This is a genomic window from Neorhizobium tunisiense (assembly GCF_039631515.1).
In the GTDB taxonomy this organism is placed as follows: Bacteria; Pseudomonadota; Alphaproteobacteria; order Rhizobiales; family Rhizobiaceae; genus Neorhizobium.
Genome location: NZ_JBDIUU010000009.1, coordinates 57,220 through 81,248, shown reverse-complemented (window position 1 = coordinate 81,248; position 24,029 = coordinate 57,220). Strand labels below are relative to the sequence as shown.

21 protein-coding genes and 1 tRNA gene are annotated in these 24,029 nt (G+C 62.8%); 12 read left to right on the top strand and 10 right to left on the bottom strand.

What is annotated here, in order from left to right; genetic code table 11:
• The 3 genes from exbD to ABCW43_RS23380 all read left to right on the top strand — a co-directional run bounded on the left by exbD (position 1) and on the right by ABCW43_RS23380 (position 2,590).
• Positions 1–495, top strand: coding sequence for a TonB system transport protein ExbD (exbD, locus tag ABCW43_RS23390; RefSeq protein ID WP_345928908.1), 495 nt, complete (start codon positions 1–3; stop codon positions 493–495).
• The gene (locus tag ABCW43_RS23385; RefSeq protein ID WP_345928907.1) at positions 492–1,484 is read left to right on the top strand and encodes an energy transducer TonB family protein; all 993 of its coding nucleotides are present in this window, start codon (positions 492–494) and stop codon (positions 1,482–1,484) included. The genes exbD and ABCW43_RS23385 overlap by 4 nt, the downstream gene beginning before the upstream one ends.
• A 116-nt stretch (positions 1,485–1,600) precedes the next feature.
• The gene (locus ABCW43_RS23380) at positions 1,601–2,590 is read left to right on the top strand and encodes an Ldh family oxidoreductase (RefSeq protein WP_345928905.1); all 990 of its coding nucleotides are present in this window, start codon (positions 1,601–1,603) and stop codon (positions 2,588–2,590) included.
• On the opposite strand, the gene ABCW43_RS23375 is transcribed toward ABCW43_RS23380, so the two are convergent.
• From ABCW43_RS23375 to ABCW43_RS23360, 4 genes are all read right to left on the bottom strand, one after another.
• Entirely contained in the window at positions 2,587–3,969 is a 1,383-nt protein-coding gene (locus ABCW43_RS23375; protein WP_345928903.1) for an ABC transporter permease, read from the bottom strand. The genes ABCW43_RS23380 and ABCW43_RS23375 overlap by 4 nt on opposite strands.
• On the bottom strand, positions 3,966–4,655 hold the full coding sequence (locus ABCW43_RS23370; protein ID WP_345929397.1) for an ABC transporter ATP-binding protein: 690 nt from the start codon (positions 4,653–4,655) through the stop codon (positions 3,966–3,968). Before ABCW43_RS23370 ends, ABCW43_RS23375 begins: the two co-directional genes overlap by 4 nt.
• Before the next feature lie 2 nt (positions 4,656–4,657).
• Entirely contained in the window at positions 4,658–5,122 is a 465-nt protein-coding gene (locus ABCW43_RS23365) for a hypothetical protein (protein WP_345928901.1), read from the bottom strand.
• A gap of 80 nt (positions 5,123–5,202) precedes the next feature.
• On the bottom strand, positions 5,203–6,954 hold the full coding sequence (locus tag ABCW43_RS23360) for an alkaline phosphatase (protein ID WP_345928899.1): 1,752 nt from the start codon (positions 6,952–6,954) through the stop codon (positions 5,203–5,205).
• A gap of 496 nt (positions 6,955–7,450) precedes the next feature.
• Between ABCW43_RS23360 and ABCW43_RS23355 the strand changes: the two genes are divergently transcribed.
• From ABCW43_RS23355 to ABCW43_RS23340, 4 genes are all read left to right on the top strand, one after another.
• Complete coding sequence (locus tag ABCW43_RS23355) at positions 7,451–8,074, top strand: ribonuclease D (protein WP_345928897.1); 624 nt, start codon at positions 7,451–7,453, stop codon at positions 8,072–8,074.
• Positions 8,075–8,088: 14 nt separating this feature from the next.
• On the top strand, positions 8,089–8,949 hold the full coding sequence (locus ABCW43_RS23350) for a DUF817 domain-containing protein (protein WP_345928895.1): 861 nt from the start codon (positions 8,089–8,091) through the stop codon (positions 8,947–8,949).
• 103 nt (positions 8,950–9,052) lie between these two features.
• On the top strand, positions 9,053–10,093 hold the full coding sequence (locus tag ABCW43_RS23345) for a hypothetical protein (RefSeq protein WP_345928893.1): 1,041 nt from the start codon (positions 9,053–9,055) through the stop codon (positions 10,091–10,093).
• Positions 10,094–10,332: 239 nt separating this feature from the next.
• Positions 10,333–11,991 carry a hypothetical protein gene (locus tag ABCW43_RS23340; RefSeq protein WP_345928891.1) on the top strand — a complete coding sequence of 553 codons (1,659 nt, stop codon included), beginning with the start codon at positions 10,333–10,335 and terminating at the stop codon, positions 11,989–11,991.
• Positions 11,992–12,069: 78 nt separating this feature from the next.
• Here ABCW43_RS23340 and rpsA read toward each other — a convergent pair whose 3' ends face one another.
• From rpsA to ABCW43_RS23325, 3 genes are all read right to left on the bottom strand, one after another.
• On the bottom strand, positions 12,070–13,776 hold the full coding sequence (rpsA, locus tag ABCW43_RS23335) for a 30S ribosomal protein S1 (protein ID WP_345928889.1): 1,707 nt from the start codon (positions 13,774–13,776) through the stop codon (positions 12,070–12,072).
• A 141-nt stretch (positions 13,777–13,917) separates the two neighbouring features.
• The gene (gene cmk, locus ABCW43_RS23330) at positions 13,918–14,577 is read right to left on the bottom strand and encodes a (d)CMP kinase (RefSeq protein WP_345928888.1); all 660 of its coding nucleotides are present in this window, start codon (positions 14,575–14,577) and stop codon (positions 13,918–13,920) included.
• The gene (locus tag ABCW43_RS23325; RefSeq protein ID WP_345928887.1) at positions 14,574–15,215 is read right to left on the bottom strand and encodes an FMN-binding negative transcriptional regulator; all 642 of its coding nucleotides are present in this window, start codon (positions 15,213–15,215) and stop codon (positions 14,574–14,576) included. Before ABCW43_RS23325 ends, cmk begins: the two co-directional genes overlap by 4 nt.
• A 249-nt stretch (positions 15,216–15,464) precedes the next feature.
• Between ABCW43_RS23325 and ABCW43_RS23320 the strand changes: the two genes are divergently transcribed.
• Complete coding sequence (locus ABCW43_RS23320) at positions 15,465–15,854, top strand: TIGR02300 family protein (protein WP_037080075.1); 390 nt, start codon at positions 15,465–15,467, stop codon at positions 15,852–15,854.
• Between the two features lie 168 nt (positions 15,855–16,022).
• Positions 16,023–16,098: transfer RNA gene (locus tag ABCW43_RS23315), tRNA-Ala, on the top strand.
• A gap of 72 nt (positions 16,099–16,170) precedes the next feature.
• Here the strand turns inward: ABCW43_RS23315 and ABCW43_RS23310 are convergent.
• The 3 genes from ABCW43_RS23310 to ABCW43_RS23300 are packed head-to-tail and all read right to left on the bottom strand — an operon-like array spanning position 16,171 to position 20,711.
• Positions 16,171–17,067 (bottom strand): DMT family transporter, encoded by an 897-nt coding sequence (locus ABCW43_RS23310; RefSeq protein ID WP_345928884.1) that lies wholly within the window; start codon positions 17,065–17,067, stop codon positions 16,171–16,173.
• Positions 17,064–19,466, bottom strand: coding sequence for a PIG-L family deacetylase (locus ABCW43_RS23305; RefSeq protein WP_345928882.1), 2,403 nt, complete (start codon positions 19,464–19,466; stop codon positions 17,064–17,066). Before ABCW43_RS23305 ends, ABCW43_RS23310 begins: the two co-directional genes overlap by 4 nt.
• A gap of 18 nt (positions 19,467–19,484) precedes the next feature.
• Entirely contained in the window at positions 19,485–20,711 is a 1,227-nt protein-coding gene (locus ABCW43_RS23300; RefSeq protein WP_345928880.1) for an ROK family protein, read from the bottom strand.
• A 248-nt stretch (positions 20,712–20,959) separates the two neighbouring features.
• Between ABCW43_RS23300 and ABCW43_RS23295 the strand changes: the two genes are divergently transcribed.
• From ABCW43_RS23295 to ABCW43_RS23285, 3 genes are read left to right on the top strand one after another with little or no spacing between them, the layout of a single operon-like run.
• Entirely contained in the window at positions 20,960–22,225 is a 1,266-nt protein-coding gene (locus ABCW43_RS23295; protein WP_080955779.1) for a sugar ABC transporter substrate-binding protein, read from the top strand.
• Positions 22,226–22,254: 29 nt separating this feature from the next.
• A complete protein-coding gene (locus ABCW43_RS23290; RefSeq protein WP_345928876.1) occupies positions 22,255–23,190 on the top strand; it encodes a carbohydrate ABC transporter permease in 936 nt (311 codons plus the stop codon).
• A complete protein-coding gene (locus ABCW43_RS23285; protein WP_345928874.1) occupies positions 23,187–24,029 on the top strand; it encodes a carbohydrate ABC transporter permease in 843 nt (280 codons plus the stop codon). Before ABCW43_RS23290 ends, ABCW43_RS23285 begins: the two co-directional genes overlap by 4 nt.

The following is a 24,029-nucleotide window of genomic DNA, read 5'->3' as shown; positions in this document are numbered from 1 at the left end:
ATGGCCGGCGGCATCCGCGAACAGCACGGCGACGAGCTTTCCGAAAACCACGAGATCAACGTGACACCGTTCATCGACGTCATGCTGGTGCTTTTGATCATCTTCATGGTGGCGGCGCCGCTGGCGACCGTCGACATCAATGTCGATCTGCCCGCCTCGACCGCAAAACCCGCCGAACGGCCGGAAGAACCGCTCTACCTGACGGTCAAGGAGGACCTGAGCCTCAATATCGGCAATGACGCCGTGCAGCGCGAGCAGCTTGCCGCGACCCTGGACCGCGTCACGGAAGGCAAGAAGGACACCCGCGTGTTCCTGCGGGCCGACAAGGCGGTCGACTACGGCCAGTTCATGGAAGTCATGAACCTGCTGCGCGATTCCGGCTATCTCAAGATCGCGCTGGTCGGGCTTGAAACGCTGCCGGCACCGGCGGCGGCAACCGGTGGAAATGCTCCTGCGGCAGCACTCGCCGTTCCGGCAACCGGAGGCAATCCATGAGCCTCGTCGTCTCGCAGGCAGGTCCGGGCGGACGCGTCGGCGAGCTGGCGCTGTGGGGCGCTGCTGGACTGCTGATGCTGACGGTGCATTTTGGCGCCGCGGCCTATCTGATGCGCGAACAACCGGAGGTGCCCGCCGACAACGCACCGCCGGCAGCGATCATGATCGAACTCGCGCCGGAACCGGAAGCCGCCAATACCGAGGAAGAACAGATCTCTCCTGAGATGCAGGAGCAGGAACAGGTGATGAGCGAGCAGCCTGAGCCGGTCGAGGAACCGCAGCCAGAGCCCGTTACCGAACCGGTCGAGCAGCCGATCGAACCGCCGCCGCAGGAAGTCGCCGAGCCGGTCGAGCCTGAACCGGTACAGCCGCCCGTGGTGGAACCGCCGCCGGAGCCGGAGCCCCAGGTTACCGAAACCATCCCCGAGCCGCCGCCGGAACCGATCGAGGAGATCAAGCCGGTCGACGAGCAAATGACGGCGGCGCTCGAAAATGTCGAAGTGCCGTTGCCGGCGATGCGGCCATTGCCGCCGCCGGTCGCGGAAAAGCCGCCGGAACAGCCAAAAAAACCAGAGCCCCGAAAAGAGCCGGTGAAGAAGGTCCAAAAGCCGAAGCAAGAGCAGCAGCAGGCCCGTCCGGACATGGCCGAGGCGAAGGTGCAGGTCAAACAATCTGAGCGGACGGCAGCGAGCCAGAATTCCACCGGTTTCTTCTCGCCCTCCGTCTCACCGGCCAAGTGGAGATCTCGCGTGGAGGGGAAGCTGGCCAGATCTGTCCGTCGCTGCCCCGGCAACGATAAGGGCAGGGCGTCGGTACGTTTTAACTTCGATGGCAGCGGCAACATAACCAGCGTATCACTTTCGCGCTCTTCCGGTAATGCGAGGATAGACGAATATATCCTTTCCGCCGTGCAACGCGCTTCCCCGATCCCGGCTCCGCCTTCCATTGTCACCCTCCGCCACCTTGACCAACCGATTGAGTGCGAGTGAACAGCACGCCCCAGCGCCTTGATGGTTCACCCATGTGACCGGTAGAAACTTGATTGCGTTTCAGGCTGCGGGCATAGGTATGGCAACCGCCCACAGCAGCTCTCCGGATTTACCCAATGCACATGACCCTCGAAGCCGCCGAAACGCTCGTTCAGAGCGTATTCGAAGCCAATGGCGTTCTTGCCGATACCGCCCGATCCGTCGCCCATGCGCTCGTGCATGCGGAAGCTGCCGGGCAATACGGTCATGGCCTGCGCCGTGTTCCCGCCTATATCGGCCAGGCCCGCACCGGCAAGGTGGATGGCAAGGCCAGACCCATCGTTACCCGGCCGCGTCCGGCCGTGCTTCTCGTCGATGCGGCGCTCGGCTACGCCTACCCGGCCTTCGATATCGCAGTCGCCGAGCTTCCGAAGATCGCCCGGGAACAAGGCATCGCGCTTGGCGCCATCCATCGGTCGCATCATGCCGGCGTGATGGCGCTGACCGTGGAGCGGTTTGCCGAGCAGGGCCTCGTCGCGCTGATGTTTGCCAATGCGCCGGCCTCCATGGCCGCCTGGGGCGGCAGGAAGCGGCTGTTCGGCACCAATCCGATCGCGTTCGCGACGCCGGTTGCCGGCGAGGATCCGCTGGTGATCGACCTGGCGCTGTCGACCGTCGCCGCCGGCAAGATCATGGCGGCGCGCCAGAAGGGCGAGAGTATTCCCGAAGGCTGGGCCTTCGACGCCGACGGCAAGCCGACCACCGATCCGCACGCGGCTCACAAGGGCCTGATGGCGCCCTCAGGCGGCGCCAAGGGGGCGGCGCTGGCGTTGATGGTGGAAATCCTCTCGGCGGGCCTCACCGGATCGAACTTCTCCTACGAGGCAAGCTCGTTCATGGACGAGAAAGGCCCGCCGCCATCGGTCGGCCAGACGCTGATCGTCATCGATCCCTCCGCGAGCACTGCTTCGGCGGCTGAGCGGATCGCCGAACTCGCCCGCGAGATGGCCTCCGAGGAAGGCGTGCGTCTGCCGGGCCGGCGCGGCCAGAACGCGCGCCGGAAGGCGATCGAGCAGGGACTCGATGTCGAGGACGAGGTGATTTCAGCGATAAAGGCGCTGATTTAGGCGCGAAGCGCCGCTGCCGGCGACTGGCGGTAGGCGAGAATGGCCGGCACGGCGGACAAGACCGCCGCTGCACCGAGCAGGATCAGCGCCATACGCCAATCTTCGCCGGTAAAGCCGACCGGCAGGATGATGCCGCTCCTGGCGGTAAACGCATCGGCAATCAGCCGGGCGGCGGCAAGGCCGGCCAGGAAGCCGAGGCCGATGCCGGCAGCCACCAGCAGGAAAAGTTCGAGCCAGACAATCGCGAAAACCGAGAGCCGCGGCGCGCCAAAAGCCCGCAGCGCGCCGATCTGGCGCCGCCGCTGGCCGATATGGGTGACGGTGACCAGAACCAGGGCAGCCGCCACCAACCCCTGAGAGCCGGCCGCGACGGCGCTCAGAACCATCCTGGCATCGCCGAGCGTCGCATAGAGGCTGGTGAGCACCTCGCCCGGGAAAACCGCAAGCGTATTGCCGTTGCGGTATTCCTGCCGGAGCTTGTAGGCATCGGCAATCGTCTTCGGCTTGACGAGGACCGCCGGAAGGCCCGGGGCATCGGCTGCGAAACTCTCGTCGATCGGCGCATCGGCGTCGATGGCGCCGTGATGATCATGATCCTCGTCGCCATGCTCGTCGTGACCGGCGGCCGCAGCGGCCTCGCCTTCGTGCTGATGATCTTCGGCACGTTCGCGCATCGCTTCCAGCGGTGTGTGGCCGTGCTCATCCGTGGCGGCGGCCGCCTGCGTCACGTGTGCTTCGCCTTCGTGATGCTCTTCCTCCTCATGCCCATGATCGCGGCCGAGGCCATGGACATGCCAGACGGCCTGGATCGGCACCAGAATGGCGCGATCCCAAGGTGTTCCCGTCGGCGGCAGTTTACCGGTCACGTGGTACACGACGCCCGCATGGGTCTCGCCGCCCGTCTGCGCCGTGCCGTGCATGGGCTTGATCTCGGCGCCAAGCGGCAGCTTCACCGCCGCGCCGACCACCGCCTCGCCCTCTTTCTCGAACATGCGGCCTTGGGCAAAACCGGAAACGGTGCTGCCGATCAGTGCGCGCGTGGTGCCGACCAATGGATAGCCGGCAAAGGAATCACCGAAACCGACAGGCGCCACCCAGGTGACGCGCGGATCCTTCGAGAGCCTTGCCAGCACCTCGCCCGACATCAGTGGCAGCGGCGCCGGCTGCAGGAAGATCGACGAGAGCACAAGCTGGGTTTCGCTGCCTGCGGCGCCGATGACCAGGTCGAACTTGTCGGCGGCGCGGGCGCTGCCGAGCCGCAAGGCGCGCTCCTGCAGCGTGACGGTGACGCCAAGAGCGGTGGCAAGCGTGACCAGAAGCACGACGACGACGGCGCCGGCCCAGAGACGGCGCAGGTCCGCGAGGATGAAACGGATCATGCAGCCACCTCTTCGCGCAGGTTGTCGGCGACGATGCGGCCGGCGCTGAGCGTGATGCGGCGATCCAGACGATCGATCAGCCGCTGGTCATGGGAGACGACGATCAGCATGCTTTTCGCCTCCGCCGCCATGTCGAGCAGCAGTCGTCCAACTGCCTCGCCCGCCTCGACATCGAGGCTGGCTGTCGGCTCGTCGGCGACGATCACGCCTGGCTTTCGCAGGACGGCGCGGGCAATCGCGACGCGCTGCATCTCGCCGCGCGACATGGTCTCGATCTTCTGGTCCGGGCGGGAAAGGCCAACGCCCTTCAGGAGATCATGCGCACGCGCGGTCAGGGCGGCATCGGCGACCCGCGCCAGCCGTGCCGGCAGAAGCACGTTCTCCACCGCCGAAAGGCCGGGAAAAAGATGAAAATCCTGCATGACGAGGCCGACATGTTCTGCCCGCCAGCGGTCACGCGCCGTCTCGGAAAACCGGCTGATATCCTCGCCCCTCCAGACGACATTTCCGGAGGTGGGGCGTTCGAGCCCGGTGATGATGTTGATGAAGGTGCTCTTGCCGGACCCGGAACCGCCGGTGACGGCAACGCGCTCGCCGGCCGCGATCGTCAGGAAATCGACCAGCAGGACGGGGTTATCCAGGCCGGGGAAGAATTTGGCCAGAGTGTCGATACGTAGGGAGAGCATGGTCATGCGGCCTGATATGCCGCGTCTCGGATCCTCAACAGGCTGACAAATCCGGTCTCGGGGTCCTTCCATGAGCCGACCTCGAGGGTGCCGCGCACTTCGATCGTTTCGTTCGCCTGGGTGAATGTCTGCTTGCGGTGGAGATAGACGACGATGATGTTGTCGGGCCAGTCCGCGTCGGAGGAGCAGAAGGGGCAAAGCGCCATCGGGACTTCGGTCAGCACGAAGAAAGCGGCTTCGGCCTTCAGCGGCGGCGCCATGAAACCGCGGATCGCCACCGGCTGGCCCGCCAGCTTCTTCACCTTGTCGGAAAATTCGAGGCCCAGAACGCCATATTTGCCATAGAGTTCGTTGAAACCAAGATCATCGGAAGCGACAGCGGAACGGGCTGCCGCCAACAGCGGAGCGGCGGCAGCCAGGCCGAGCAAGCTGCGCCGGCTGAAACCCCGGGAAAAACGCTTTTCCATGAAACCTCCTGAAACGGTGTTCCCGGCCGAGTCCCGGCCGGGAACATTGTTTTACCACGGGCGCGGCAGGCGGCCAGACCTTAGTTGGTCTGCTTGCTGCCGAGAGCGAAGGTATCGGCGAGCACCTTGTAGATGTCGCTTTGTTCCATGTAACCCTTGAACCCTTCCGAACCGGGGCCGGAGGACTGCAGGACGACGTCGTCGACCGAGTGCACGCCGCTGTCGCCACTTTTCGGAATGTTGCCCTGGACGAAAACTGCGCCGGGGACATTCTTGTACTGTTCGTTGGCGATGTATTCCTTCTTCTCGTTCTGGATGGCCGGAACGAACGGGCCATCCATCTTCGGGCGGAAGGTTTCGTAGTGGTCGGGGCCGTTATTGGCGGCGAGGTACAGGCGGCGCGAGACGTCGATCTTGTCCGGATAGCCGTCGCCGTTTTCGTCCTTGTAGTTCGGGAAGCCGGCTTCCGCATAGATGCCGACCTTTTCGCGCATCTCGGTGCCCGGCTTTTCGTCGTCAACCGTGCCGATGATCGAAACGCCATGGGTGTGGTCGCCGGTGACGACGATCAGCGTGTCCGGATGCGTCTTCTGGAACTCGCGGGCAGCCGCGACCGCCTGGTCGAATTCGATGGTGTCGACGACGGCGCGGTCCCAATCGAGTGGATGGGACATCTTGTCGATAGAGGAAGCTTCGACCATCAGGAAGAAACCGTCCTGATCCCTGGAAAGGCGATCGAGAGCAACCTTGGTCATGGCGACGAGACCCGGCTGGTTCGGATACTTTTCGACGGTGCCCTTCTTCAGGAACTCGCGGTCGAGCGTGACGTCCAGATTGCCGGGATGGAACAGGCCGAGCAGCAGCCCATTGGCATTTGCGCCGGCGGCGAGTTCGTTCTTGTCGGTGGCGAGCGTGTAACCGGCATCCTTGAAGAGCTTGATAAAGTCCTTGTCGTCCTTGCGCTTCGAACCGGCAGTCGCCTGCGGCAGGAAGTAAGCGGAACCGCCGCCGAGCACGACTTCCGGCTTCACGTCGAGAAGCATGCCGACGACATCTGCCTTGTCGTTACGGTTGCGGGTGTGGGCGACGACGGCAGCCGGCGTGGCGTCCTCGATTTCGGACGTGGCGACGATACCGATCGATTTGCCGGTCTGGCGGCGGAGGGCTTCGGCGATCGTTTCGACACGCGGGTCGTCCAACGGGTCCGGGGTACGGTCGGCGTAGACGCCGATCGCGTTCACGGCGGTCTTGTGACCGGTCATATAGGCGGACATCGTGTTGGCCGAGTCGGTGTTGGTCGCGTTGGTGGCCGAGGTTCCGACAAAAGCCATATGATCGAGGTCGTCCATGGCGAGGCGGCCGTTCGCCTTGCCTTCGGTCATGCCCTTGGACATGATGCGGGCAGCGGTGCGGTGTGCGACCGACAGTCCGTCGCCGAGCAGGAAGATGACGTTCCTGGCCTTCGGGGCAGCGCCCGTGCCGTAGACGTTCCAGGTGACGGTCCTGGTCTCGGAGCCGGCCGAGATCTCGACCTTGTAGTCGCCGGCATTGGCGAGCGTCAGGCCGCGCAGAATGACGGCAGAACCGAGGAGCTTGTCCTTGTTCTTTTCTTCCGCGACGAACTGGATTTCCTTGCCGAGAACGGCCTTGTAGTCCTGACCGTTGACGGTGATCTTGACGTCTTGCGGCTTGACGACCGAGTTGAACTCGACCTTGAAGTCGAATGGTGAACCGGCGAGGATCGTGGCACGATCCAGCGGATATACGGTGGCGGCCTGGGCGGCGCCGGCGAGCACGGTCGAAACGACCAGGGCGGCAAAAATCTTGCGCATAGTAACCTCACGAAAAGTTCAAAGGGAAGGCGAGGTTTCGTATATCGGCGCCGCGTGACACACACGTGACGCCAGTCACAGATCGCAACCCGCACGAGCTCGGCTGCCGTGAGGCGAATAACAGTGCTTTATAAGGGGGAACCGTGCTCCAGAAACGGAAAAAGCCTGGCGCGGGAGGAGGGTGCGCCAGGCTTTAAACTTGATCGACAACTGGGAGGAGGAGGATGTTGTCGATCCGTATCGAGCAACACTGGGAGGAGGAGTGCGTCGCTCGATGAATAAATATATAGGCTAATCGTTTAATCACGCCAACCCACCCTGCTGCAATGCAGCAATGCATTGGGCGCAGAGCTGAGCAAATGCCCCCGGGCCTATACGATCGCTCAGCGAGGCTTTGTCGGCACCCCTGCACCGCTCTCTCAAGATCACCATATCGCTCGGGAAAAACGTGGTTTATAGCGATTCCGACAAGACAGACGGACGGACGGAGGCGGACATGGCAGAGATCAGGTATCACGAAGGCGATATTCCGGCAGCGGATGCGGCGCGTTATAGGGGGGCGATTGCCATCGACACGGAAACCCTCGGCCTCGTACCCCGCCGCGATCGGCTTTGCGTCGTGCAGCTTTCGCCGGGCGACGGTTCCGCCGACGTGATCCGCATCGCGGCCGGCCAGAACGAGGCTCCAAACCTCGTCTCCATGCTTGCCGATCCGATGCGCCAGAAGATCTTCCACTACGGCCGCTTCGATATCGCCGTGCTCTTCCATACGTTCGGCGTGACCACGACGCCGGTGTTCTGCACCAAGATCGCCTCGCGGCTGACCCGCACCTACACGGACCGGCACGGACTGAAGGACAATCTGAAGGAAATGCTGGACGTCGATGTTTCCAAGGCGCAGCAGCAATCCGACTGGGCAGCCGAGGTTCTTTCGCCGGCGCAGCTCGAATATGCGGCCTCCGACGTGCTGCACCTGCATGCGCTGCGCGACAAGCTGAGCTACCGCCTGGTGCGCGACAGGCGTGTCGAACTTGCCCAGGCCTGTTTCGAATTCCTGCCGACGCGGGCGAAGCTGGACCTGCTGGGCTGGGAAGAGGCCGATATATTCGCCCATAGCTGACGGACTGATGGCGGATGGATCAAGGCTATCGCGAACGTCCGGCGGCCCACGAGACAGGGCCTTATCTCGAGCCGCTGCGAATTCTTATTCGTAGCGCACTGGCGCCGCTTCCATGGTGGATTTCAGAATTCCTCCTGTTCGGGCTGAAACAGGCCTGGGCTTGCCTGTTTGCAGCGATCATGCTGGCGCTGCTGCTCGTCACCAAAGTCATCTGGCAACCGGGCTGGCCGATCCATCGCTACGATTTCCTATTCCTTGCGGCCCTGACAATCCAGATCTTGTTCCTGCGCTTCAAGATGGAAAGCTGGGACGAAGCCCGGGTCATCCTCGTCTACCACGTCACGGGAACAGTGATGGAGATATTCAAGGTCCATATGGGGTCATGGGCCTATCCTGAACCATCACTTCTTCAGATCGGTGGCGTGCCGTTGTTTTCCGGCTTTATGTATGCCGCGGTCGGCTCCTTCATGGCGCGCACGATCCGCATCTTCGACATGCGCTTCAGCCATTATCCGCCAATGTGGCAGACTGGCCTTCTGGCAATCGCCATTTACGCCAATTTCTTCAGCCATCATTTTCTGCCGGACATCCGGTATCTTCTGTTTGCGGCGACCGTGATCGTGTTCTGGCGGGTGAACATCCATTTCACCACCGACAAGACAACTTTGCGGATGCCGCTGGTGCTTGCAGCGTTTCTCTCCTCGACCTTCCTGTGGTTTGCCGAGAATATCGGAACGCTGACGGGCACCTGGATCTATCCGACACAGAAGACCTGGCACGTCGTATCGTTCGGCAAGCTCGGGTCCTGGTATCTGCTTCTCTATGTGAGCTTTGTACTGGTGACGCTGGTGGTGAAACCGCGGCCGCCCGAATAGATAAGGAGTGACATAAGTTCTAGCCGCCCGGTAACGTCTCGTTAACCCTTCAAATCTAGTTTTGCTTGGCGGTGTACCTTTCGACGAGACCGGATTTCGGGCCATGTTGCTTCCTACCCAGCAGACGTATGGGCTTGCCGCGACCAATATGATGCAGTCGATGCTCGACGGTATCGAGGAGCAGCGCAAGAAGGACGAGGAACAGCGGACCGGCAAGAAAAACGACCCGGTTACCGAAGCCCGTATCAGCGCCAGCGAAGACACCCGGCGCGCCCGCGACAAGATTACCTCCGCCCTTTTCGGCGTCACTAGGACCGACCCCAACGAGCTGAAGATCGAACTCGTCGACCGGCTGGCTGCCAAGCTCGGCATCGATACCGACGAAGCGCGTTCGTCCTACAGGCTCGGAAAAGCGCTGGAAGATGCACTGAAAGAGATGATGCCGGACGAGATCGGCGAACTCGTCGAAGATCTCGGCCTTGAAGACATCGGCATCTCGATGGACACGCTGCTCTCGGCGATCAAGAACCCTTACGGCGACGACAACCAGCGACTGATGGACGGCCTCAACCGGAAGGCCAATGGCGGCAAGCTCGACACGGAAGTCGAGCGCGTCGTGCAGCGGCTCAAGGATGTCGCCGATCCGAAGACGCTCGAAGAGCTGAAGCTCGGTCCGCAGGGCTACGATCCGACCCGGGTCGAGGATGCCGAAACCCGCGCCGAACGCCGGACCGACATCGAGGCGGCCGAAGCCGGAAAAAAACTCGAAGACGTCCAGAAGATCCAGGACGTCATCGGGAAGAAGAACGACAAGGCGAATGCCGAACCCGCCGATGGCGCGGCCGACACGGCATCCGTGGACGATACAGCGCTACTGGCCCTGTTTGCCGCCGCCGCCGAACAGGTTGTCAATTCCGATACCGACGACGCTGCCGACGGCCTCGTTTCCGACGATAGCTCCAGCAAGGACGAATCCTCCGACGCCGTCCCGGCGGAAAACGAAGCGCCGACCAATGAAATGGCAGCGAATGCGATCGAGGAGCTTACAGCCGATAACGCCGAGAAGTCCTATGCCGACATCGTGCCGGTGCATGTGGACGAGATCGGTATCTATGAGTTGTTGAAGAAGAAGTTGGCTGCGTGATCCTGCAATAACCCCCAGTCCCACCCTCATCTGCATCGCAATGGATCATTTTCGCTGAACCGTCAGCGAAAGGCGGAGCCCGTTAGCGAGTTGTTAACCTTTTTGCCCCACAGTCATATCTGTGTATCGGCACTGGCGACGCCATGAGGCGTTCCGGTCGCAACGCCGCTCGTTGCGAAAAGACAAGAACCCGTTCAGCCGAGCTGTCCTATCGTCTCTATCAGACATTGGAGCGGACGATGCTGCCCCCGGTTCGTACCAGTTCATTCGTTGATTACCAGTCACCGTCGCAGCAGCCGATGTTGCGCCAGCGGATCGACGTGGCCAATACCGCGGCGAACAGCGGGCTGATCGGCTCCTCGCCGATGTCGGCGGGGCGGCTGGATATCCTTTCGCTTTCGGCGCAGCTCCAGCTCGCCCAGGGTTTTTCCATCTTCGCAGAAACCATCGGCAGACTGATCAAGGTTCCCCGCCGCGAAGGCGAGGCCTTGGCGGATTATGCCCAGCGCCTTTCCGAGGCAGTCAAGGCGATGAACCCGGCCGAAAAGGCGGCCCTCGAACGCACGCTCAACCAGCTCGTCAAAGGCGTTTCGCTACGCCTGCTCACCGAAATCCTCAACAATCCGGCAGGTCCGGAAGCTGCCCGCGTCGCCATACAGCTGGAGACCGCGCAGCTGCTCGAGCGCGATCTCGTGGCAAAGGCCGTCGTCAGCTCCTATCGGCAGAACGCCGGGGCGGAACAGGGGCAGAGCGCTTTGCCGCAGCCGGCGAATGCGGCACCGTCTGCGTCCGGCCAGGCTTCCGCGCCCGTGCCAACAGCTGAGGCCGAGGCCGCGCAGCCCGGCGGGGAAACAGCGATCGGCGGAGCCTTGCCGGAGGAGATTGTCCAAGAAGCCGCTCCGCAGGATGCGGAAGCACCGCCCGCGACGACCGTTTCCGGCGCCGCTCAGGATGCGGCCGCGCTTTCCGCGGAAGTCGAGGCTTGGGCGACCTTCGCCGACGAGATTGCATTGCAGGCGAACGCCGAGACCGATCTGGACGCCGCGTCGGCATCCGCGCAGCAGGGGGCGGCCGAACTCGCCGAAAGCGAGACGCCTGAGCTTGCAGCCGTGCGAACCGAAGACGCACCGGAGGACCCGACTGCGGCGCGCCCGCACGAAGGCCGGCAAACAGCAAGTGCCGCTGCCGGCGATCGGCGCACGCCTCAGCCGGTCTTTTATGACGGTCCGGCACTGGCCCGGCTTTCCCAGCGCGGCCTCGAACAACAAGGCGGCGCCCGCGCGCTCAATGCAGAGAAGATGGCTAACGGCGCCGCGACCGTATGGCTCGCGGAAGTTCTTGCCGAGGCCACCAGCGACCTTCTCGACAGCCTGCCGGTTGCGGCAAGGCAATTGCCGGAACAGCAGGCGCTGCAGGAACTGACCGACAAGGAGCTTATCGGAAAATCCGCCCAGCAGGCGAGCGCGGCCGCGAGTGCCGCCACGGCGAAATCCACGCCGCCGGCCACCGACGAGCCGGCCAGCATCGGTTCAACGGGCAGCACGACCGGTCTTTCCGCAAACGCAAGTAGCCAAGCCACGGGCGCGACGGAACTCGCCGAGCAGCTCGCGCTCCCGATCGCCATGCCGCATGTCTTTCGCGAAGGCGTTGCCCTGCCCTACGTCGCTTATCCGCCGGAGGAGCGCGAGCGGGATCCCGAGGAGCGCAAGACGAAGGCGATTTCGGAAACCGACGAAGACGGCGAACAGCAGCATTCAGCCGGCGAGCAGGCGTTCAGCGAAGAACGTCCGGGCGAGGACCACGCCCAGGAAGATGAGAGCAGCGACGCTTCGAAGGAAGGCGCCGAAGATGCGGAGCGGGCAAACGACCTCTACTGGCGCATGGCCGGCTGGACCTGAGCTCCCCTTCCCAAAAACCGCCCATGAAAAAACCGCCGGACTTGCATCCGGCGGTTTCGATTTTCAAGGAAGCTTCGATTACTCGTTGCTGCCGCGGTTCTTCAGAGCCGCACCAAGGATATCGCCGAGCGAAGCGCCGCTGTCGGACGAACCGAACTGAGCGACTGCTTCCTTCTCTTCCGCGATCTCGAGAGCCTTGATCGACAGCATGACCTTGCGGTCCTTCTTGGAGAAGTTGACGACGCGGGCATCGAAGACCTGGCCGACCGAGAAACGCTCCGGACGCTGATCGTCGCGATCGCGTGCCAGGTCGTTGCGGCGGATGAAGGAGGTGATGTCTTCGTGGTTGACGAGCTTCACTTCCACGCCACCGTCGTTGACGGCGATGACTTCGCACGAAACGACAGCGTTCTTGCGCAGTTCGCCGGAAGCGGCGGCGTCGCCGACCGAGTCCTTGCCGAGCTGCTTGATGCCGAGCGAGATGCGCTCCTTGTCGACGTCCACATCGAGAACGACAGCCTTGACGACGTCGCCCTTGTTGAACTCCTCGATGACCTGTTCGCCCGGACGGTTCCAGTCGAGGTCGGAGAGGTGGACCATGCCGTCAACGTCGCCTTCGAGGCCGATGAACAGGCCGAATTCGGTCTTGTTCTTGACTTCGCCTTCGACTTCAGTGCCGGCCGGATGGCTGTAGGCAAATGCCTGCCACGGATTTTCGAGCGTCTGCTTCAGGCCAAGCGAGATACGGCGCTTGGACGGATCGACTTCGAGAACGACCACGTCGACATCCTGCGTCGTGGACAGGATCTTGCCGGGATGGACGTTCTTCTTGGTCCAGGACATTTCGGAAATGTGGATGAGGCCTTCGATGCCCGGCTCCAGCTCGACGAATGCACCGTAGTCGGTGATGTTCGTGACGGTACCGGAAATCTTCTTGCCGACGGGATACTTGGCGGCAATGCCATCCCACGGATCCGACTCGAGCTGCTTCATGCCGAGCGAGATGCGGTGGGTTTCCTGGTTGATGCGGATGATCTGTACCTTGACCTGCTGGCCGATGGACAGGATTTCCGACGGATGGTTCACACGGCGCCATGCCATGTCGGTGACGTGCAGGAGGCCGTCGATGCCGCCGAGGTCAACGAACGCACCGTAATCGGTGATGTTCTTGACGACGCCGTCAACAACCTGGCCTTCTTCGAGGTTCTGAACAATTTCAGAACGCTGCTCGGCGCGGGACTCTTCGAGAACCGTGCGGCGCGAAACGACGATGTTGCCGCGACGCTTGTCCATCTTGAGGATTTCGAAGGGCTGCGGGTTGTGCATGAGCGGGGTGACGTCGCGGATCGGACGGATGTCGACCTGGCTGCGCGGCAGGAAGGCAACGGCGCCGTCGAGATCGACAGTGAAGCCACCCTTGACCTGGTTGAAGATAACGCCTTCGACGCGCTCGCCAGCTTCGAACTTGAGTTCGAGCTTGACCCAGCTCTCTTCGCGGCGAGCCTTCTCGCGCGACAGAACTGCTTCGCCCAGCGCGTTTTCGATACGCTCGACGTAAACTTCGACTTCGTCGCCGACCTTCAGCGAACCGTCCTTGCCCTTGGCGCCGAATTCCTTCAGCGCGATGCGGCCTTCGACCTTGAGGCCGACGTCAACGACGGCCATGTCCTTTTCGATCGCGGTGACGCGACCCTTGGTGACATAACCTTCGGCCAGATCGTTGGAAGCGAAGGATTCTTCGAGGAGGGCTGCGAAGTCCTCCCGCGTGGGGTTAGATACTGCCATGAAATCTCCTGAGGGTCCCGATACGGGCCCATACAGCGCCGGTGGTTCGTGTTGCACATGCCCAAAGGTTCAAGTCCGCCTCTCTCATCGGGCTTATCCGTGGGAGGCAATCCGGCGCGGGGACTTGAACTTCGGACTATTCTATTTCGATTGTCTCTTCAGGGCGGCGTCGATGATGGTCTTCGCTGCCCGAAACGCGGCCTCTATACTCATTTCCGAGGTATCAAGCAAGTGCGCATCGTCGGCGGGCTTCAGAGGACTGTCGGCCCGGCCCATGTCGCGCTCGTCGCGCTTCTTCACGTCTGCGAAGATCGCGCCGTAATCCGCCTCGCCGCCTTTGCCGACGATCTCGTCGTAACGGCGCTTCGCCCTGACATCCGCGGATGCGGTGACATAAAGCTTCACCGGCGCATCGGGACAGACGACAGTGCCGATATCCCGGCCGTCGAGCACCGTGCCCGGCCGCCTCAGGGAAAAGGCACGCTGCGCTTCGACCAGCGCGCGGCGGACCGACGGCATGACCGCGATCTTCGAGGCTGCCTCGCCGATCGCATGGGCGGACAATATATCACGATCGAGCCCTGCGAGTTCGATCTCACGCGCCATTTTCCCGGCGACCTTCTCATCATCGAGCGGCAGGCCCGCATCGAGAAGCGCCTTGGCGGTGGCGCGATAGGTCAACCCGGTATCGAGATGGTGAAAACCATAGGCGTCGGCAATCAGGCGCGACAACGTGCCCTTGCCGGCTGCGGCGGGACCGTCGATGGCGATGACGATTGCAGGTTTCGAATTCAAACTCATGCTTCCCGCATAGCCCCATACTGGCGGACGAGATCTGCCATATCGCCTTGGCCTGGCATTTCATCAAGCCCTGCCGCAACGCCTTCCCTATCGCCGACCGGACGGTTCTGGCTGACCTTCCATTTGCCTTCGATCTCGGCGATCTCGATTTCGACGCCGACGATGCCCTTCAGTTGGGCCCGGATGAAATCGTCGGGCGCGTCCGTGACGGCCCAGGGCATGGCGCGGCTCCCCTCATGCTGGCTGGTGATGGCGTTGATCTGCGACAGCAGCCAGTCGGCATCCTCGACGATGCGCCCCGGACCCCTGGCCTGGACGATTGCATAGTTCCAGGTCGGCACGACCTTTCCGGTCTCGCGCTTGGTCTGGTACCAGGAGGGCGTGACGTAGGATTCCGCGCCCTGGAAGACGGCCAGAACCGACGCTCCATCGCGAATGTCCTTCCACTGGCCGTTGGCGCGGGCCAGATGCAGCCGGAGCGTTCCTTTTGCCGAAGCCTCGGCATCCAGATGGAACGGCACCGGATTGGCAAGCAGGCCGGAATTGCCGGATGTGACCAGCAGACCGAGCGGATGGGCGCGGATCAGCGCGTGTTGGGTTCGCAGATCTTCTTCGCGAAAATGCGGCGGCTGGTACATGGTCTCGACCTCTTGTCGCTTCCGCCCGCGGCAGGCGGCGGGGCCTGCCCGTCGTGGTGGAATTTCGCCGTCCTGACTAACATAAAGCCCGGGATCGGTCACCGCTTTCGCCCTTATGGGGTCCATGAAAAGTTTGTCTTTGACAACAAAGAGCGCAGGCCTTATGGGGACCGGCTTAGATTTTCACCCTATAAAGCCGCGATACAAGCGGCGCGCCGAACTATTCGGCCATCCCATGAGGCTCTGACTGTGGCAAAAGCGGAACTCGGAACCAAGCGAACCGACCCCGATACCGGCAAGAAATTCTACGACCTGAACCGCGATCCGGTCGTTTCTCCCTATTCCGGCAAATCCTGGCCGCTGTCCTTCTTCGAGGAGCACAGCGCCGCCAAGAAGATGGAACAGGCCGAGGAAGAAGACGTCCAGGAAGTCGATACCGAAAATCCGGAAGTCGAACTCGTCTCGCTCGAAGAGGGCGACGAGGCGGCCAGCGGTGACGATATCCCGGATATCGGCGATGACGACGATGTCGATATCGGCGATGACGACGACGATACCTTCCTGGAAGCCGACGAAGACGAAGATGACGACGACATGTCGGGCATCATCGGCGTGACCGGCGACGACGACGAAGTCTGATCCGCTACCCAAGTTAAAGCCCGGCAATTCAATAAAAATTGCCGGGCGGACAAATTTCGGCTTGCACTCTCCGTAAACCGGAAGTAATAAGCCGCCACTCCAGCGGGACAGCCCTTACAGGCCCCCGGCGGAGTTTCCCAGGACCGGCAAATACCGGACCACCCTGATGGGGCTATAGCTCAGCTGGGAGAGCGCTTGCATGGCATGCAAGAGGTCAGCGGTTCGATCCCGCTTAGCTCCACCAAACTTTCTCCGAACATGTAGAAGTTGATCGCCCGAGCCAGAACGTCTGCTCGGCGTTTGCGCCATATCGCCATCAAAGCTGGGCGCGGCGGCGGTCGAGCCAGGCTGCGCCTTGCAGCGCCGCCAGGATGATCAGCACGCCGATCACCACCCTCACCTCGGGCACCTCGCCAAAGAAGACGTAGCCGGTGATGGTCACGAAGACGATCGAGAGATAGCCGACAGGCGCAAGCACGCTCGCATCGGCGATCCGATAGGCCCGCAGGAAGCAGTATTGGCCGAGCTGGGCGAGGAAGCCGATGCCGAGAAGCGGTATCCAGTCGAAGGGCAAAACCGGCTGCCAGGTGAAGGCCGCAGGAACTGCGGTGATCACCGCGAGCCCGACCGTGTAGAAGACCATCATCACGGTGGTGTTCTCGTCCTTCAGCGCCCGGGTCTGGATGATCGCCAGCGAACCGAAGATGACCGAGACCAGCACGACCAGCACCTCGACATCGAAGCTCGATGTGCCGGGCGCCATGACGATCAGCACGCCGATGAAGGCGAAACCGGCGCCGAGCCAGCGGATACGGCTCACCGTTTCGCCGAGCATCGCGACCGCCATGGCCATGGTGATCAGCGGCCGGGAGAAACCGACTGCATTGACCATGGCGAGCGGCAGCATGGTGATGGCGAGGAAATTGCTGGTGAGCGCCACGGCATTGCAGGAAATGCGAAAAATGTTGCGCCACGGGTATTTGACGCGGCGCATTTCGGCGCGGTGCTGCCAGATCAGCGGCAGGATGAACAGGAGCCCGATCATCGCCCGGATGAAGACGAGCTGGAAGGCGGGATAGGTCGCCCCTTGCGCTTTCACCAGCGCCGTCATGCCGCCGGAAACCAGCGTCATGTCGAGCAGCAGCCAGCCGATGCCGGTGCGGGCATTCGAGGCCCGCACGCCTTCCGGTTCTGGCGCTGCCTCCGTGCTCACGCCGGCTGCACGAGGTTCGCCATCAGCCGGAAGGCACCGGGAACCAGCTTGTCGAGCTGGTGATGCAGCACAAGGCTGGTATGGGTGTGGCGGCCGCGGCCGATGGCAGCGGAGATCAGCGCGCCCTTGAGGGGCTGTTCGTTGACATCGTGCATGGCCAGAAGCGGTTCGTAGGCATCGTCCCAGCGGGAGACGAAATAGAGGCCGCGTTCCTTGTCCCATCCCTGCCAGTCTTCCGGCCCGATGACATTCGGTCCCTTGAGCAGCGGATGGTCGGGTGCAAGCACGGTAACCTCGGCGCTCGGATCGGTGACACGCCAGCGCAGCGACGGCGAGCCGATCTCGATGCGGCGGACAGGCGTCCCGTTCGGGTCCCAGCCATCGGTCGGGCGGTGGTAGAGGGTGACGAGGTGACCGCCCTCTTCGACGAAACGGTGCAGGCGCTCGGTCGCAGCCGCAAGATCCTTGCGAATGCCGAAGGCGAAGATGCCGACGACGATGGTGGTGAAGCGTGAGAGATCGCCGGTTAGCGCCTGTGCATCGAGCTCGGTGACGTCGAGGCCCATGCGGGCGAGCCATAGGCCAACCCGGTCGGCACCGCCGCCGACATAACCGACGCGCGCGCCTTCAGGCAGCTTCAGATCGACCGACAGGATTTTTAAGGTAGCGGGCGCGCGAAAACTGGTGCGGCCGATATGCCGGTAGGCGATCGGCGTGACCTGGAAGGCCGGTCGGCCGTCGATCTGCGGTTCGAGCTCGACAAGGCCGGGCTTGGCCGCATCGGTCGAAGAAGCAGTCCAGCCGTCATCGGTTTTTTTCATCACCCAGCCGGCAGGCGTCTTGAACGAGACCGGCGCGTTGACGCCGGAGACGTTGGCCTTGATCGGCCACTCCGTCTGCTTGCTACCCAGGGGAACGAGCAGCGCATCCGGCAGCAGGGTCAGTGACTGGGCGGGCGTTACGGCAAACGGCTCTTCGAGATCGAATGTGCCGGAGACCAAACGTCCGCCGATCTCGGCCGAGATTTTTACATGCGCATGGCCATTGCCGCCGAGTGCAGACCAGGCGGGCAAATAGAGGCCGGAGAGCGGCGCGTCCGATGCCGCAATCAGCGCGAACACCCGGTCATGGGCGAGCGACTGGACCGAGGACGAGACGCCGGCCGGCAGAACCGGAACAACATCGACCTTGTGGGTCGAAGCGCCTTCGCCGAGCTCGACGGTGAGCGCCGCCGCACCGCCTGGAGAAATGGCGGAGGGATCGGCATAGGCGCGTTCGAAGATCGCCGCCGCATCGAGGATCGCGGCATCGACTTCCGTCCGTTTGCGGGCGATGCGGTGGCCCTGCAGGGTCGCAAATTCTTCCGGTGCGGCGGAGGCTACGATGTCCAGCCAGCCGGCGGCCTCGGTCAGCGCCCTGATGATCGCATCGCGGTCCGGGAAGGCCGCGCAGGCCACGGCAATGGCGGCGTCTGCGGAGCGCAGGGCTTCCGCCACATTGGCGGGCAGGCCGGCGAAACCGGCAAGCACGGTCAGCGATGCCGGCAGGCCCTCGAGCACCGACTGCTCGGATTTCAAGCGCGTGGCGGAGAGCTTCAGATGCAGCTGCCAGTCCTTTTCCGGGCGTTTCGGCCAGTGACCCATGCCCTGGGACGCGTGGTAATAACGCGACCATTCGCCGATACGGTCATAGTCCGCGCCGGTGGCCGGGTCGCGACCCTTGGCCAGAACCGTGACCGTCGTATCCGGCGGCGGCACTTCGTCGTCATAGGTATCGCCGCCGCCCGACCAGGCCGGCAGGTAATATTTGGCGACCTTCCAGGGCTTCAGGCCTTCGGTGAAATGTTCCGGATAGGCATTGGGGTCGGCTGCGAGCGTAATCGCCGTCTCGGCGGCCCGTGTCATGGCGCGGTGGTGGCCGTGCTGGCCAGGCACGTCGAGGAAGGTCGGGATGACGATATCCGGGCGTTCCATGCGGTAGGCGCGCACCAGCCGCTCCACTGTGCGGGCCTCGCCCCAGCGGGTGAAGGTGGCGTCGCCATCCTTGGAGAAGCCGAAATCGTGGACCGGGTCGGTGGGGCCGTGGCCGAGCCAGGAAACGTCGCCGTCGATCGCACGGGCCGCCTCTTCCAGCTCGCGGGAGCGGATGACGCCGAGCGGGCCGAGACGTTCGGGCCCCAGCGCATTCTGGCCGCCCTCGCCGCGCGTCGAGCAGGCGATGATGACGCGCATGCCGAGGCCGAGACGGAACCAGGCGAGCATGCCGTTCTGCTCGTCGTCTGGATGGGCGCCGGTGTTCATCATCGTGACCGTCGACTTCAATCGCGAAAGCTTGCGATGGAGCCTAACGAGCGAGGGATCGGCCATCTGCCGTTCGATGCGTTCGCGGGCGGTCAGCATGAAAGGTTCTCCAATAGGTCAGGCAGGAATATCGGCGAGTGCTGCAAGCGAGGTTTCAAGCTTGGGCGTCACCATGTCGAAAAGCGGAAGGGCGGCGGCACCGAGGGCGGCGGTCAATTGCCCCGTCTGGCCGCGCAACACGCGAGGCAGATCGCGCTGCCTGCGGCTGGCGACCGAGGTCGGCAGGTTGCCCATGCGGGCAACGATGTCCTCGATGATCGCATCCGGCAGCGCGCCGCCGAGGATGACGGTCTGGGGATCGAGAATGTTTTCGAGCATGGCGACCATCGGGCCGAGATAGGTCGCCGCCTCGTCGATCCATTCCTCGACGACCGGATGGCGGTCGGCATGGAGCTTTTCGAGATCGGAAAACTCAGTGTCGGAAATGCCGACGCAGCTCAGTTTTTCCTTGAGCACATAGGCGGAAACATAACCTTCCAGGCAGCCGAGCTGGCCGCAGGAGGGACAAGGCCTGCCCTTCGGTACGACGGTGACGTGGCCGATTTCGCCGGCATTGCCGAAGGCGCCGCGATAGGGCGCGCCGTCCTGGATGATGCCGAGGCCGATACCGACGCCGAAATAGATCATGCAGAAATTGGAGATCGCCAGACCCGCGCCGAACAGCCGCTCGCCGACGGCGGCGGCCGTCGCGTCGTTTTCAACGATGACCGCATGGCCGCAGGCTTCGCTGAGCGCCTGGGCGGCATCGAGCCCTGCCCAGCCCGGCAGCGTCGTCGGGCCGACCGAAGTCATGCCGTCGATCTCGAACGGGCCCGGCATGACGACGCCGGTGCCGAGCAGCTTTGCACCGACCAGTTCCGTGACCGCTGCAAGCTCCGCGGCGAAAGCGGTAAGGATGTGCCCGGGGGTGGTATCTTTCAGCGGCGTGATGCGCTTTGCCCGGAGCCCGCCGGACAGGTCGAGCGCCACGGTCACCATGTGGTCGGCGGCTATTTCGACGCCGATTGTCGCGCCGCCTTCCGGATTGACCGCGAACTGGATCGGCGGCTGGCCGCGGCCGGATTTCAGCCGGCCCATTTCCATCAGCAGGCCCTCGCCGGCGAGTTCGTCGACGATATTGGCGACCGCCTGGGGCGTCAGCTGGGTGAGCTTGGCAATGTGGGCGCGGCCGAGCGAACCGTGGCGGCGCACCACATCCAGCACGACGCGGCGATTATGCTCGCGGCTCCGTTCGGGGTTCTTGCCGATAGCCACCGGGTGTGTGCCGATCGTGTGTATGGTCATCTCGCCCACCTTAGGTTGGCAGAATTCATAACGCCGGAAAACGGCATCCCGCAATAGAATAATTCAAGTAAATTATCTTATTGACAAACGACCTCACTCAGGAAAGCGTAAGGGGAGGGCTGGGGCAAAGCGCCGCAGCGCTTGAAAGGGAGGTTCGTCTCCCGAAACCAATAAACGCGTCGGGCTGCAGGTCGCGTCCGAATGCAGGGAACAATCAGACCCCAAGACCGGTGCACCCGGCGGGGCAAATGGAGGCTCACATGCGCAAGGCAACTTTGTTCGCCGGACTCGTCGCCGGTTTCAGCACGTTCGCATTCAATGCCGCGCAGGCGGTCGAAATCGAATACTGGCAGTATGTCTTCGATACGCGTGTGAAGGCGATGGACCAGTTGATCGCCGAGTTCCAGAAGGCCAATCCGGGCATCACCGTCAAGCAGGTCACCTTCCCCTATGCCGACTACCAGACGCGCGTGATCGCCGCCAACATGGCCGGCAACGCCCCGGATGTCATGCAGCTCTTCTACGGCTGGCTCGACAAATTCGTCGCCGGCGGCCTTCTTGCCCCGCTGCCGAAGGACGCCTTCCCGCATGACAAGATCGAGAAGGACTTCTTCCCGATCGTTTCCGCCATGAAGCGCGACGGCGAATATTACGGCCTGCCGACGGCCGTGCGCTCGCTCGCCCTGTTCTACAACAAGAAACTCTTCACCGAAGCCGGCCTCGACCCGAACAACCCGCCGAAGACGCTCGATGAATTTGTCGCCGCCGGCCAGAAGATCGCCAAGCTCGACGGCTCGGGCAATATCGTGGTTGCCGGCTCGACGGTCGACATGGGCGGCCAGGATCACCAGTGGTGGCGCGAAGTGCTGATCCGCCAGTTCGGCGGCGAGCCCTACAAGGACGGCGACACCAAGGTCAACTACAACAACGAGGCGGGCCTCAAGGCGCTCAACTTCTACACCAGCCTGCAGCTTGAAAAGAAGATCGGCAAGGCAGGCTTCATGGACGAAGGCCAGGCCGCCTTCCGCGGCGGCAAGGCCGGCATGACCATCGACGGGACCTTCCGCCTCGGTTCGTTCAAGTCCATCAAGGACTTCGAATGGGGCGTGACCGAACTGCCGGCAAATGCGCAAGGCGTGCGCTCCAACTATGCGAGCTATTTCGCCAACGGCATCAGCGCCAAGACCAAGGGCGAAGAACTGGAAGCTTCCAAGAAGTTCCTCGCCTACATCACCTCGCCTGCCGCCATGGAGATCTGGCTGAAGACGGTCGGCGAGCTGCCGGCGCTGCGCTCTGCCGCGCTCACGGACGCCAACCTGAAGGACCCGATCTACGCGCCGTTCCTGAAAGGCCTGGAATATGCCCACACGACGCTCTTCAAGGATGAGCAGGGTCAGCGCCAGAACGCGATCGACATGGTCAACCGCGTGCTGCTCGAAGGTCAGTCGACCAAGGATTCGCTCGCTCAGGCCGCCGAAGCCGAGCAGGAAATGATCGACGCGGCCAAGCCGTAATCCCTTGATCAAGCCGAGCGGAGCCGGTCATGGCAGCGATTGAACAACAGGGGGCGGCATCCGGCCGCCCCGGCTCCGGTGGCGGACTGTCCATGCGGACGAAACGGCTCCTCTGGGTCTGGAGCTTTCTGGCGGTACCGATCCTGTTCTACACGATCATCCGCTTCTACCCGACCTTTCAGGCCTTCTACCTGTCGCTCACAAGCTGGGATCTGGTGCGGCCGCCGAAGCTCGTGTGGTTCGCCAACTATATCAAGCTCTTCAAGGACCCGCAGTTCTGGAAGGTGTTCAAGAACACGTTCACCTACCTGATCATCGGCACGCCGATCAGCCTCGTGCTCGCGTTTACGATCGCCTTTTTCCTCGATCGCGTCCGCTTCATGCACAATCTCATCCGGGCGCTGTATTTCCTGCCGTTCCTGACCACGGCGGCGGCGATGGCCTGGGTCTGGCGCTGGTTCTACCAGCCGCCGCCGATCGGCGTCATCAACGACGTATTCGGCATGCTCGGCATTCCACAGCAGCCGTTCATCCGCTCGACCGACCAGGCGCTGTTCTCGATCATGGTGACGGCGATCTGGGCGGGCCTCGGTTTCCAGATCATCATCTTCATGGCCGGCCTGCGCGCCATTCCGGGCACGTTCTACGAGGCGGCCCGCATCGACGGGCTCGGCGAATGGGCGATCCTGCGCAAGATCACCCTGCCGCTGCTGAAACCGACCACCGTCTTCCTCGTGGTGTTCTCGTCGATCGGCTTCCTGCGCATCTTCGACCAGGTCTACAACATGACCACCAACGATCCCGGCGGGCCGCTCGGATCGACCAAGCCGCTGGTTCTGATGATCTACCAGACCGCCTTCAACTCCTACGCAATGGGTTACGCCGCGGCGCAGACGGTGGTGCTGTTCACCATCCTGCTGATCGTCTCATTGCTGCAGCTCTGGATCCTGAGGGAAAAGAAATGAGCGAAGCCACTCGCCTCAGCCACGGCAGGATCCGCCCCGGCCTGATCGTCACCTGGACCGTGCTGTTCATCGGCGGCCTGATCATGGTCTCGCCGCTCGCCTTCATGTTCTCGACATCGCTGAAGACGGCCGACCAGATCTACGACCTGCGCCTGATCCCCGCCGCGCCGACGCTTGCGAACTATATCTCTGTGCTTGCCGACGGGCGGTTCATGCGCTGGTTCTTCAATTCGACGCTGATCGCGGTCCTCGTCACCGTGTCGAACTGCTTCTTCGACAGCCTCGTCGGCTATACGCTCGCCAAGTTCGAGTTCCGCGGGCGCTATTTCATCTTCATCGCGATCCTCTCGACGCTGATGATCCCGACCGAGATGCTGGTCATCCCGTGGTATCTGATGTCGAGCCAGCTCGGCTGGCTGGACAGCTACTGGGGCATCATGTTTCCCGGCATGATGACGGCCTTCGGCACCTTCCTGATGAAGCAGTTCTTCGAAACCGTGCCGAACGATTTTATCGAGGCGGCGCGCGTCGACGGGCTCAACGAATTCCAGATCTGGTGGAAAGTGGCCCTGCCGCTGGTGACGCCGGCGCTTTCGGCGCTCGCGATCTTCACCTTCCTCGGCAACTGGACGGCGTTCTTCTGGCCGCTGATCGTCACCACCAGCAAGGAACTCTATACGCTGCCGGTCGGGCTTTCGAGCTTCGCGGTCGAGCAGTCCATCCAGTGGGAAATGATCATGACGGGGGCGGCGATCGCCACCCTTCCCACTCTTCTCGTCTTCCTCGTCCTGCAGCGCTACATCGTCCGCGGTGTGATGCTGGCGGGCCTGAAAGGATAA